The organism is Pseudodesulfovibrio alkaliphilus (assembly GCF_009729555.1).
In the GTDB taxonomy this organism is placed as follows: domain Bacteria; phylum Desulfobacterota; class Desulfovibrionia; order Desulfovibrionales; family Desulfovibrionaceae; genus Pseudodesulfovibrio; species Pseudodesulfovibrio alkaliphilus.
Window position 1 is genome coordinate 123,534 of the sequence record NZ_WODC01000001.1, and the last position, 12,623, is coordinate 136,156.

Sequence of the window (12,623 nt, forward strand, 5' to 3'; positions counted from 1 at the left end):
ATTATGTCCCTGGTTATCAACAACAACCTGATGGCGATGAACGCCGCCCGCAACCTCGGCTCTTCGTACGGAGCCCTGGAACTTTCCACCCGTCGTCTGTCCTCCGGCCTGCGCATCACCACGGCCGCGGATGACGCCGCCGGTCTGGCAGTCCGCGAACTCATGCGCGCGGACATCACCTCCCTGACGCAGGGTATCCGCAACGCCAACGACGCCATCTCCCTCATCCAGACGGCTGACGGCGCCCTGGCCGTCATCGACGAAAAGCTGATCCGCATGAAGGAACTGGCCATGCAGGCGGCCACGGGTACTTACAACTCCGACCAGCGCCTGATCATCGACTCCGAGTACCAGGCCATGGCCTCGGAAATCACCCGTATCGCCAACTCCACGGACTTCAACGGCATCTATCTGCTCAACGGCAACCTCTCCGGCGAACACATCGGCTCCGGCCTGGCCACCACAGGCCAGTTGAAGGTCCACTTCGGTACTGGCAACGACTGCTCCGAGGACTACTACTACATCCAGATCGACAACGCCACGGCCTCGGCCCTGGGTGTCGGCTCCGGCATCGGAAGCGGCGCTGGCCATTCGATCTCGACCCAGGCCATGGCGCAGGCGGCTCTGGATGTCCTGAACAACGCCATCATCTCCAAGGACAAGATCCGCGCCAACCTCGGTGCCCTGCAGAACAGGCTGGAGAACACCGTGACCGTTCTGGAAACCCAGGCACTGAACGTCTCGGCTGCCGAGTCGCGCATCTCGGACGTGGACGTGGCCCAGGAGATGACCCAGTTCGTCCGCAACCAGATCATGACCCAGGCCGCCGTCTCCATGCTGGCCCAGGCCAACTCCCTGCCGAGGATGGCCCTGTCCCTCATCGGCTAGACGCACTCAGGGTCCCAAACCCAGCGCACTCAGGCCGGGCCCTCCCCAACGAGGGTCCGGCCCTTTGCTTTCAACAGGTTATGAAGATCGGCACTGGCACCCGGATTGCATTCCACAAGGCAGCGCATAGCAACCGGAAAAAACTTCCGACAGGAAAACGCCATGGCAGACGGAACATACTCCTCTGGTTCGATCAATTTCTCCGGCCTGGGAAACGGCACGGACTTCAACAAGCTCATCGAGGGGCTCCTTGATGTCGAGCGCAAACGTATCACCCGGCTTGAAAACTGGAAAAGCTCCTGGCAGCAAAAGAACGACCAGTTCTCCGCCCTCAACACGCAGATGCTCAACCTCAAGACAACCCTTGAGGAGTTCGACACTGTCGATGAATTTCTGAAGAAGGTCGTGACCAGCACCGACACCACGCGGCTCACGGCCACGGCCACGAGCAAGGCGCTGGAGACCAACGCCACCATCGAAATCGGCCAGCTCGCGTCCAACGATGTGCTCATCACGGCCTCGGGAGCCAGCTCGCTGAGCACCGCCATCACCTCGACCAACACGTTCTTCAAATTCTCGTACGCTGGCGAGACATACACCATCAACGACATCCCGGCGGGAACAACCCTCGAGAACTTCGTCAATATCATCAACAGCCACCCCGACTCCCGCAGCCGCATCCGGGCCTCCACAGTGTACGACGGCTCGGTCTACCATCTGCAGATCAGCGGGCTCGACCAGGGCAGCGAAAACCAGCTGGTCATCTCGGACGAAGGCGACATCATCTTCGGCGGTTCCTCCTTCCGCGAGACGCAAAACGCGGTCAACGCGCAAATCCGGGTCAACGGTTTTCCCTCTGCGGGCGGCGGCTGGATAGAGCGTTCGTCCAACTCCATTACTGACGTGCTCGAAGGACTCACCCTCAACCTGCACGACGCCGAGCCGGGCCGCACCATCAAACTGACCACGACCACGGACACGGCGGGGATCCGCGGGACCATCGACAAATTCGTCAGCTCGGTCAACGAGATCCGCGCCCAGATCATCAAGCTGACCAAGGTCAACGACGACGGCGAGGGCTCCATCCTCACCGGCAACTACGGCGTTGACATGATCGCCCAAAAACTCAAGAACATCACGGCCGACATCGGAATCGGCTTCACGGTTTGGGACCCGGAGAACATGACCGGAGACCGATTCTCGGCCCTTTCCCAGCTTGGCATCATGACCGACGCGGAACAGGGTTCCCCAACCTACGGTCTGCTCAAGATCAATGAGGACATGTTTGAAAAGGCCATGGCCGAGAACGATCCCGAGGCCATTGCCAAGCTCTTTGCAGCCAACAACTTCGGCGAAAGCCAGTCCCCTGATTTTACCTTCTCATCCCTGATCGAAGGCACCACCAAACCCGGCGCCTACAAGGTGGAGGTGGTCAGCGACGGCACCAAGATCATCAGCGCCACCATCAACGGCGAAGAGGCATCCATCGACGGGTGGGAAATCACAGGCAAGTCGGGCAATGCGCTGGGCATGGCCGTGCGCCTTGACAACATCTCGGCCGGAACCCACTCGGGGACAGTCTCCATCAAGACCGGCAAGGTCGGCGAGATGATCGAGGAACTCAAAGAGCTGACCAAGCCCTACAGTAAATTCACCTTCGAAGGCGGCCCCCTCTCGGTCCTGCAGGACAACTACAAAGACATCATGAACTCCATCGACGACAAGATCGCCTTTGAGACAAAGCGCATCAATAAGATGGAGACCAACCTCAAACTCAAATTCGCGCGCCTTGATGCGCTGCTTGGCCAGTACGAACGAATCCAGGGGCAGCTTGGCTCCTCAATCGCACAACTGGACGCATAGAAGACCACAGGAGGATGGCTGAATGACCAACCCCGCAAGGGCATATCTCACCACCCAGGTCGAAACGACCACGCAGGGCGAACTGCTGATCATGCTTTATGATGCGGCGATCAAGTTCCTCAAACGCGCCAGGATCGAAATGGAGAACAAGGACTACGCCAAAAAGGGCATATACATCTCCAAGGCCATGGCCATCATCCACGAGCTGGCCGAAAGCCTGAATAAGGAAAAGGGCGGCGACATCACGCCCAAGCTGAACCAGCTTTACATGTTCTGCACCTCGCAGTTGCTCAAGGCCAACATCCGCATGGACATCAAGATGATTGATGATGTCATCAGAATTCTCGACGGACTTCGCTCGGCCTATGCCCAGATCATTCCGGGGCAGGCGGGCAAGAGCAACCCAGCCCAGACCGTGCAACGACCAGCCCCGCCGCCCGTGCCCGGCATGGGCTCAATGCCGGCCATGACAGCCAACTCCATGGCGGGCAGGCCCCAGGCGACCAGCCCGGCCGCAGCGGCATCCACGCCGTCACTCGGGCCAGCCGCTCGGGAGGCGGCCCAGCCTGCCGCCCCAGAAGTACAGGCCGGGCCGGAGCAATCGACGCAGCCCGACCAGAAAAAGCAGCCGCAGCAAGCGCCGCCAAGCCTGGCTGAACCGCCAAAGCTGCGCACCGCCTTCAACGCGGCCAAGCTTCGCGCCGCCAACGCCTATACCAATAACAACCGATGATCCCGTCCGGCCCCTTGGAGGGGCCGGACTTACGTCGCCCCATGCGCCGTGTTTACAAGACAGACGCCTTGTGTCACTTTCCGGCCATGCCCCATTCCCCTGTCCGCGTTCTGCACATCGTCAACACCCTCGGGCTCGGCGGGACTGAAAAGGCCATGCAGCTTTTCCTTGCCCACCTGGACAAGAACCGCTTCCAACCCGCCGTCTTTTCTCCCCAGGACGGCCCGCGTGCCCGCCAGATCAGGGCTCTGGGCGTCAAGACATTCATCGGCGGCGACCTGCTGACCGAACTCCAGCGGCTCAAACCGGCCATCGTACACATCCACCGCGCAGGCTGGCCCGAAACGCACACCCTGCGGACAATCCGCCTGGCCAGAGTGCCCGTTGTGGTGGAAACCAATGTCTTTGGCAGGCACGACCCCAGCTCTTCTGCGGAAGTCATCGACCACACCCTGTTCGTTTCGCGCTTCTGCCTTGAACGCTATGCCCGGCACACGGGCATTTCACCGACCGCACATCGGTACTCGGTCCTGCCCAACCCCGTGGACACCGACACCCTCAATGCCGCGTCGCCTTCAAAGCGCGATTTCACCGCCATGGCGGCGGCACGCGTCTCGCGGCCCGATCCGGGCAAATGGTCGCGGTTGGCGCTGGATTTCGTCCCCGAAGTGGTCCGGGCCATCCCGAACTTTCGCTACCATATCGTCGGGGCCATCCCCGATGCCGTGAACTTTGCCCGGACAAAGGGCCTTGATCGTCACATGGTCTTTCACGACACCCTGGCCTCGGACACCGACATCGCCGCCTTTCTCGCCCCGGTCTCCCTGCTGGCCCACGCCAACGATACCGGCGAGTCCTTCGGGCTGGTCATTGCCGAGGCCATGGCCTGCGGCCTACCCGTAGTCACCCACCCCTGCCCCGGCATGCGCGACAACGCCCAGCTCGAACTGGTGGAACACGGCGTCACCGGACTGGTGGCCAGCAACGCCACAGAATACGCCAAAGCGGTAATCCGCCTCCTCACCCACCCGGAGGAGGCGCAGCGCATGGGACGGGCCGGACGCGAAAAAATCGCCGCCCTCTGCAGGGCGCAGACGGTGACGGCACGACTCGAAACCCTGTACCAGGACTTGCTCGCCCGCAAAGGAATACCATCATGAGCGTCTCCCTCCTCGCCACATACACCGACGCGGTACTCGACTTCGCTCTTGGGGCGCCGCCCTCCGCCACCCCGATACCACGCCCCGCCAAACCCTCGGACGAGGACATCGCCGCCTTTGTCCGGCGCACCCTCCGGCTGGCCGAAAAAAGCGGCGCGGATCGCCTCGTGCTGCTGGGTCTCGGCTCGGGCGCCATCCCCGCAGCCCTCAAGGCCGCCATGCCTGAAACCATGGCCCTGACCGTCTGCGAGATGGACCCGGACGCGGCCCGCGCCTTTCTGGACGCCAACCCGGACTGGCGCGACAGCTCGGAACGGGCCTGCGTCATCGCCGACGCCTCGCCCTGGGCGCAGCTGTGTCTGCTGGCTCTCTCGGGTGCCAACGCCCAAAACAGCGCCACAGCCCTGACCCCGGACCTGGAAGCCACGGACCGGGCACGGCTCCAGTCCCTGCAACGCCTCTTTGTCAGCGCCCGGCCGCATCAGGCCCTCAACAGCGCCCTGCTCAGCCATGTGGCGGTTCAGGCACCGGACTTGAGCGTGGGCGTAATCCTCAGCCCGGACGAGCCCGGACTTGACGACTTCTTCGGCCAGTTTCCAGACTGGGTTCGCGAGGTGGTGGTGATATGGGACGCAGAAAATATCCCGGACCGCGCCTACGCCTGCGCCGCTCCGATGCGTCATCTGGCCCGCCCCCTGGACGATTTCGCCACCCAGCGCAACCACATGCTTGCTCACTGCTCGGGCGACTGGGTTCTCTACCTTGACGGCGACGAGTGCTTCAGCCAGGATGTCTGGAGCCTGTTCACCGCGCTCATGCTCATCAAACGCCTTGAAGCATGCTATTTTCCGCGCATGACCCTGTATCCCGACGAGAGCCGCTGCAAGGTTGGCTTCGGCCTGTGGCCCGATCTTCAGTTGCGGCTGTTCAGAAACCGCCCCGGTTTGCGCTTCGAGCGACCTGTTCACGAGCGCCTGTGCGGCATCTCGGGCCGCACCGCCCTGGCCCTGGACGCGCCCATCCTGCACCTGAGCCGGATACGCAAGACCCCGGAACAACTGGCAGCCAAGCTTGAGCGCTTCCGTCAGGCAGGCGGCCCGGTCCATCGACTGAACAGCGAATACCCCCATCTGCCGCGCACCCTGTTTCCCGAGGCGGCCTTCATCTCGGGCGCATTGCAGACCCTGCTGCTGGAGGACAACCCGGCCTGAGCCCGGCGCAACGCGTTGCGCATCGCTTGATTCTTCCATATAAAATGGATACGAGCATGCAGCTTGAACCAAAACGTCATTCAAGGAACGACGATGGAAATACTTTGCCCGCACTGCCAGTTCAGCCGCGAGGTTGACGAGTCGAAAATCCCGGCCCGTTCCCAGATCGCCACCTGTCCCAAGTGTCAGACCAAATTCAAATTCCGCGACCTCCCGGACGAGGAGGATTTCGCGCTGGAAAACCCGGAGCCCTCCCGTCAGGATGACGCGGCCCTGGCCAGCGACAAACGGGAAACCCTACACCGCGAGACCGACAGCGGCCATGACGCGGACATGGAACCGGCCAACGGGATCGAAATGGACCCCGCGCCAAGGGATGAACCGCAATCCATGCCAAGGGTCGAACCCGAAGACGCCTTCCCCGGCCTGCCCGGGGACGACGACACGGCAGGACAGGAAAAGCACGAACGGCCAGCCAGGGACAATGCCGACGCCGAAGACGACGCACTCTGGAACCGGCTCAACGACATGCGGCCACCCCGGACAGGACACCGCTCCGACAGGGACCAACCGGAACAGGCCAACTCCGGCCCCGAGCCTATTCCGGGCTGGACCGGCGAATTCAACGAATCTTTCCCGGACCCCATGGACGATAACCCGACTGACCACAGCGTCGACGAAACAATGGGCGAGGCCGGCCCCCAGGTGCCTCCGCCTTTCGAACAGCTCGACCGCTACGGATTCTTCCCCGGCCTGTTCCTGACCGTCAAACTGATCCTGCGCACACCCCGCCTCTTCTTCGCGGTCATGCCGGTGGGCGGCGGACTGGCCAAACCCTTGACCTTCACCATCCTGGTGACCATGATCCAGGGACTGGCGCAATACTTCTGGCAGGCGGCCGGACTGTCCACCTCCATGGGAGCGGCCTCGCCCGAAGCCGGAGGCGGCGCGGCCGAGGCACTGATGATGCTGCTGTTCATGCCCGCCATCATCGCGGCCGGGCAGTTCGCCATCACGGGCGTCTACCATCTGCTGATGATCGCGATGCGGGCCGACAGCCAAGGCTTCGAAGGCACATTCCGCGCCCTGGCCTACGCCAACGCCCCGCTCATCCTGGGCGTCTTCCCCATGCCCGGAATGCAGGTGGAGATAGGCTGGATGGGCATCGTTGCCGTCTGGGTGCTCATCCTGACCATCATCGGCCTCAAATACATCCACAAGGCCAGTTATTCCAAGGTGGTGCCCGTGGCCCTCATCCCCCTTCTGCTGGGCCTCATCGGCGGAATCATGGCCTACTACAGCCAGTTGGCGACCATCTAGGAAAACGCCGTGGGCTGGTTGCGCGACACCATCGAGGCTTGGCGGGCACGGCGCAAGCTCGCTCGGGAGATAGATCCACGCACCATCCAGAAAATGGCGCGGGAAATCCGCGATCTGGCCATGCTTGCCGCCCAGCTCGGCCCCCGAGGCAAGGATGTCAGGGCCTTGATCCGAAATATCATGACCGAGATGGACCGGCTCACGGAACTGGCCGACCGACCCGAATTCCGCCGCCTCTCACCGGGCAAGCGGCTGCTCCTGCGCCAGGGACTGCTCGAATCACGCGAGCAACTCCTCGAATCCATCGAGTCCAGCCCCTCGCCCACAGAGCGAATCCAATAGCGCAGACACCGAGCCTCAAGCGGCATGCTCTTTGCTAGCTCCCCTCCCAAAGGACCGGGGAGCCTTGCCGCTGGGGCCTGTCTCCCCGTGGACGCCGCAACCACAATCCGGTGTGTGCCATGAAAAAAACTATTGTTTTCGGGCTGTTGTTTGCCTTGATCTCCTGCGGGCACATAGATCCGTCCATCACTGACCAGACCAGGGTCTACAGCGATCCCACTGTCAGAAAATCGCCGCTCCAGGTGGCGGTCCACCCCAAGGGTCGCCAGTACAGACCTTTGACCGCCTACTTCCACCCCTTCATCATCCAACAGGAAAACAGCGACTACGCCCAGCTTTCCGTCTCCTTTGCCAGGATATTCAACAACGTATGGCTCGAGGAGCGGCTTTTCTCCACCATGGAGTTCAGGCCGGAAAACACCTACCAGGGAGTGAACACCGCCCTGCGTCAGGCCAGGATGCGCGGCGCAGACCTGACCATCGTGGGGTATGTGCCCTACTTCTATGCCGGGCACACCTTGGATGACACGGCCATCACCATCCAGATCGACATCTACGAGACGGCCAGCGGAACCCTGGTCTGGACCATGCTCCAGTCCGGCCGCATCGAAAGCAAACTGCCCAAGGACTACATATACTTCCGACACGAATTCCGCATGACCGACGCCCCCTTTGACATGATCATCCGATCCATCGCCTCGGACATGGCCATCCCGCTCAAGGCGTGGCTGCCCTCGCCGGACGCCGACTTCGCCTTTGCCGGCAACGCCCGCGACGTGACGGCAAGTCTCACCGGCACGCCGCCCGCCTCCGCGTCGGCCACAGGCGGCGAGGCCGACCTGCCCCCCGAACCCGTTGTGCGCAAGCCAGCGCCCGTCGCCACGGCCGCAGGACATCCCGAGGATACAAGACCCCACGTCAACGGTGTCAATCTCGACATCCAGTTCGATTTCAACAAGGACACCATCCGCCCGGAATCCTACCCGCTTCTCGATGCCCTGGGCGAAGCCCTTAACGCCGACGACCTGCGCGGCCGCAAAATCATCGTCGGCGGCCACACCGATTCACGCGGCGACGAGAACTACAACCTCGCCCTGTCCAAGCGCCGCGCCGAAGCGGTCAAGACGTATCTCGTCAACAAATGGGGCGTGGCACCGAGCCAGATCGAAACCGCGGGTTACGGCAAGACCCGGCCCATCGCCACCGGCTCCACGGCCGAAGACATGCGCAAGAACCGGCGCGTGGAAGTCCGGCTTGCCGAGTAGCAAACCAACGCCTTGACATTTCGAGAACAATTCTTACATACTGAGGCGACACGGGAAAGGGGAGTGCGAAACTCCCCTTTTTTGCGCTTTTACAGCGTCGACAATGTGTGCTACCTGACAGCTTCACTTCATCAGAGAGGTTACATTCACATGATAGGCATTTCCAAGCTCTATTGCGGTGCCGTGGAGCCGTCCGACGCCCTGCGCTATGGCCGCGAATCCGGGCAGCTGCCCTCCCATCTGCTCCAATTCTCCAAGGACAAAAAACCCGTGGTGGTCTGGAACATGACCCAGCGGTGCAATCTCAAATGTGTCCACTGCTACGCCCACGCGGTTGATCCGAGCAGCCACGCCGACCCCATCTCCACAAACAAGGCCAAGGAAATCATCGACGACCTCGCCCAGTTCGGTGCGCCGGTCATGCTCTTTTCCGGCGGCGAGCCGCTGGTGCGCGAGGACTTGGTGGAGCTGGCCAAATACGCCACCGGCCAGGGCATGCGGGCCGTCATCTCCACCAACGGCACTCTCATCACCAAAAACAAGGCCAGGGAACTCAAGGAGGTGGGTCTCTCCTATGTGGGCATCTCCCTTGACGGCGCCGAGGCTGTCCACGACAAGTTCCGAGGCATCAAAGGCTCCTACAGACAGGCCCTCAAGGGCGTGGAAAACTGTCAGGCCGAGGGGCTCAAAGTTGGTCTGCGCTTTACCATCAACAAGCGCAACTCCCAGGAAATCCCCCACCTCTTCGACCTCATTGAGCAGCTTGAGGTGCCGCGCATCTGTTTCTACCACCTCGTCTATTCCGGGCGAGGCTCGGACCTGATGAAGGAAGACCTGGACCACGCCGAAACCCGGCAGGTGGTGGACCTGATCATGGACCGCACCCGCGCCCTCTTCGACAAGGGCAAGCCCAAGGAAGTCCTGACCGTGGACAACCACGCCGACGGCCCCTACCTTTACTTTCGCATGCTCAAGGAAGACCCGGCCCGCGCCGCCGAAGTACTCGAACTGCTCAAGATGAACGAGGGCAACTCCTCGGGTCGCGGCATCGGCTGCATCTCCTGGGACGGTCAGGTCCACGCCGACCAGTTCATGCGCCACATCACCTTTGGCAACGTGCTTGAACGCCCCTTCTCCGAGATCTGGACCGACCCGAACATCGAACTGCTCCAGAAGCTCAAGGACAAGCGCCCCCACGTCAAGGGTCGCTGCGCCAAGTGCCGCTTCCTCAATATCTGCGGCGGCAACTTCCGCGCCCGGGCCGAGGCATGGTATGACGACTTCTGGGCGCAAGATCCGGCCTGCTACCTCACCGACGAGGAAATCAGCGGCGAGAAGCTGTAGGGGGGAGGATGCCTCCGGCCGTCGGGGGAAGGGGAAAAGAACCCTTTTCAAAGGGTTTTTCCCACTTCCCCCGGACCCCCATCCCCTTTTGCCCCAACTTTTTGGAGCCGCTTCGGGGGGAGAGGAGAAGGTGAGCGGAATGGACGGCATTGTCGGGCGGGCTTGGATGTTGTAGAAGAATTACCGAGTTTTTTACGCGGGAGAATGCCATGATTCCTTTGGATTTCCATCGCGGACGCAGACTGAGGTCCAGCCTGGCCCTGCGCGAGATGGTACGCGAGCATGAGATCAGACCCCAGGATCTGATCATGCCCTACTTCGTGGTCGAGACCGACGACGAGTCCTTCATGAAGGAAATCTCGTCCATGCCCGGCCAATATCAGCTCTCCCTCAGGCAGCTGGAAAAGAAGGTGGGCGAGGCCGTGACCCTCGGCCTTCGATCCTGCATCCTCTTCGGCATCCCGGCGACCAAGGACGAGACCGGCTCCCAGGCATACGCCGACACGGGCATCGTCCAGCAGGCCATCCGTCTGCTCAAGGAGCGATGGCCCCAGCTGATCGTTGTGGCCGACACCTGTCTGTGCGAATACACCTCCCACGGCCACTGCGGACTGGTCAAAAACGGCGAGGTGCTCAACGACCCCACGCTCAACCTGCTGGCCAGGGCCGCCGTGGCCCAGGCCCGCGCCGGGGCCGACATGGTCGCCCCGTCCGACATGATGGACGGCCGGGTGACCGCCATCCGGGCCGCCCTGGACGAAGCGGGCTTTGTGGACACGCCCATCATGTCCTACGCGGTCAAGTATGCCTCGGCCTTTTACGGCCCCTTTCGCGAGGCCGCCGAGTCCACCCCGCAGTTCGGCGACCGCAAGACCTATCAGATGGACCCGCCAAATGGCCGCGAGGCCATGCGCGAGGCGGCCGCCGATTTGGCCGAGGGCGCGGACATTCTCATGGTCAAGCCCGGACTGCCCTATCTCGATGTCATCCGCCAAGTGCGCGACGCCTTTGACGCCCCTGTGGCCGCCTATCAGGTCAGCGGCGAATACGCCATGATCAAGGCCGCGGCCCTCAACGGCTGGATCGACGAGCGGGCCGTAGTCATGGAATCCCTGGTGGCCTTCAAACGCGCCGGGGCCGACCTCATCCTCACCTATTTCACGGAAGACGTACTCAAGGAACTCAAATAAAACGATGACCAAACATCAAGGACACCCCGGCGGCTGCCCGCCCGAAGGACACCCCGGTTCCATGCCCGGCTCGCACCACAGCGCAAAGGGACTTCCCGGAGTCCACCCCGGGGCCGAGACAGCCCCCAAGCGGTTCCTCGACGACGGCGTCACGCCCATCTGCCGACTCATCGCCTGGGAAGTGACCCGCTCCTGCAACCTCGCCTGCAAGCACTGCCGGGCCGAGGCGCATCCAGAGCCCTATGAAGGCGAACTGTCCACAGCCGAGGCCAAGGCGTTGATCGACACCTTCCCGGCCGTAGGCAGCCCCATCATCATCTTCACCGGCGGCGAACCCATGATGCGCCACGACGTGTACGAGCTCATCGCCTACGCCAAGGCCAAGGGACTGCGCTGCGTCATGGCCCCCAACGGCACCCTGATCACGCCCGAGACTGCGCGGATGATGAAAGAGGCGGGCATTGAACGCTGCTCCATCTCCATCGACGCGCCCGAGGCCGCCCAGCATGATGAGTTCCGTGGTGAACTGGGCGCTTTTGACGCCTCCATGCGCGGCATCCAGCACCTCAAGGACACGGGCATCGAATTCCAGATCAACACCACGGTGACCAAGAACAACCTCCACCTGTTCAAGGACATCTTCAATCTGTGCGAACGCATCGGCGCCTCTGCCTGGCACATCTTCCTGCTCGTGCCCACAGGCCGCGCCGTGGAGCTGGGCACCGAGGTCATCACCGCCGACGAGTACGAGGACGTGCTCAACTGGTTCTACGATTTTCGCAAGACCACGGACATGCAGCTCAAGGCCACCTGCGCCCCCCACTACCATCGCATCCTGCGGCAGCGGGCCAGGGAGGAAGGCATCCCGGTCAACTTCGAGACCTTCGGCCTCGACGCCGTGAGCCGGGGGTGCCTCGGCGGCGTGGGCTTCTGCTTCATCTCCCACCGGGGACAAGTACAGCCCTGCGGCTACCTCGAACTCGACTGCGGCAACGTCCGCAACATCCCCTTCCCGGACATCTGGAAGTCTTCGCCCCAGTTCCTCAATCTCCGCAACCCGGAGGTGTACGAGGGCAAGTGCGGCCACTGCGAATACGAGCGCGTCTGCGGCGGCTGCCGCGCCCGCGCCCAGACCATGAAGGGCCACTATCTGCGCGAGGAGCCGCTGTGCTCCTACGAGCCGAGAAAGAAAGAGAAAAAATAATGTCTTCGGCGGCTAAGGGAAATAGCATCCACGGGGCTGGATTCGTTACGCATGCCTTCAGTCCGACTGGAAAACCACCGGATGCAACCTCTTGACACTGCCC

General features: G+C 62.2%; 11 protein-coding genes. All 11 read left to right on the top strand.

The window, feature by feature from the left end; translation table 11 throughout:
- The first annotated feature begins 3 nt into the window (after positions 1–3).
- The 11 genes from GKC30_RS00590 to ahbD all read left to right on the top strand — a co-directional run bounded on the left by GKC30_RS00590 (position 4) and on the right by ahbD (position 12,520).
- Positions 4–888, top strand: coding sequence for a flagellin N-terminal helical domain-containing protein (locus GKC30_RS00590; RefSeq protein ID WP_155931489.1), 885 nt, complete (start codon positions 4–6; stop codon positions 886–888).
- Positions 889–1,050: 162 nt separating this feature from the next.
- Positions 1,051–2,751, top strand: coding sequence for a flagellar filament capping protein FliD (gene fliD, locus GKC30_RS00595; RefSeq protein WP_155931491.1), 1,701 nt, complete (start codon positions 1,051–1,053; stop codon positions 2,749–2,751).
- Positions 2,752–2,773: 22 nt separating this feature from the next.
- Positions 2,774–3,484 (top strand): flagellar export chaperone FliS, encoded by a 711-nt coding sequence (fliS, locus tag GKC30_RS00600; protein ID WP_155931493.1) that lies wholly within the window; start codon positions 2,774–2,776, stop codon positions 3,482–3,484.
- A gap of 86 nt (positions 3,485–3,570) precedes the next feature.
- Positions 3,571–4,644: a glycosyltransferase family 4 protein gene (locus tag GKC30_RS00605; protein WP_155931495.1), complete on the top strand. Its 1,074-nt coding sequence runs from the start codon at positions 3,571–3,573 to the stop codon at positions 4,642–4,644.
- Positions 4,641–5,855, top strand: a complete 1,215-nt coding sequence (locus GKC30_RS00610) for a glycosyltransferase family protein (RefSeq protein WP_155931497.1) — start codon at positions 4,641–4,643, stop codon at positions 5,853–5,855. Before GKC30_RS00605 ends, GKC30_RS00610 begins: the two co-directional genes overlap by 4 nt.
- 93 nt (positions 5,856–5,948) lie before the next feature.
- Entirely contained in the window at positions 5,949–7,175 is a 1,227-nt protein-coding gene (locus tag GKC30_RS00615) for a YIP1 family protein (protein WP_155931499.1), read from the top strand.
- Between the two features lie 9 nt (positions 7,176–7,184).
- Entirely contained in the window at positions 7,185–7,517 is a 333-nt protein-coding gene (locus GKC30_RS00620; RefSeq protein ID WP_367613899.1) for a hypothetical protein, read from the top strand.
- Positions 7,518–7,636: 119 nt separating this feature from the next.
- Positions 7,637–8,782, top strand: coding sequence for an OmpA family protein (locus GKC30_RS00625; RefSeq protein WP_155931501.1), 1,146 nt, complete (start codon positions 7,637–7,639; stop codon positions 8,780–8,782).
- A gap of 150 nt (positions 8,783–8,932) precedes the next feature.
- On the top strand, positions 8,933–10,126 hold the full coding sequence (gene ahbC / locus GKC30_RS00630; RefSeq protein WP_155931503.1) for a 12,18-didecarboxysiroheme deacetylase: 1,194 nt from the start codon (positions 8,933–8,935) through the stop codon (positions 10,124–10,126).
- Positions 10,127–10,335: 209 nt separating this feature from the next.
- Positions 10,336–11,316 (top strand): porphobilinogen synthase, encoded by a 981-nt coding sequence (gene hemB, locus GKC30_RS00635; RefSeq protein ID WP_196772771.1) that lies wholly within the window; start codon positions 10,336–10,338, stop codon positions 11,314–11,316.
- A 4-nt stretch (positions 11,317–11,320) separates the two neighbouring features.
- The gene (gene ahbD / locus GKC30_RS00640) at positions 11,321–12,520 is read left to right on the top strand and encodes a heme b synthase (RefSeq protein ID WP_155931505.1); all 1,200 of its coding nucleotides are present in this window, start codon (positions 11,321–11,323) and stop codon (positions 12,518–12,520) included.
- Positions 12,521–12,623: the final 103 nt, after the last annotated feature.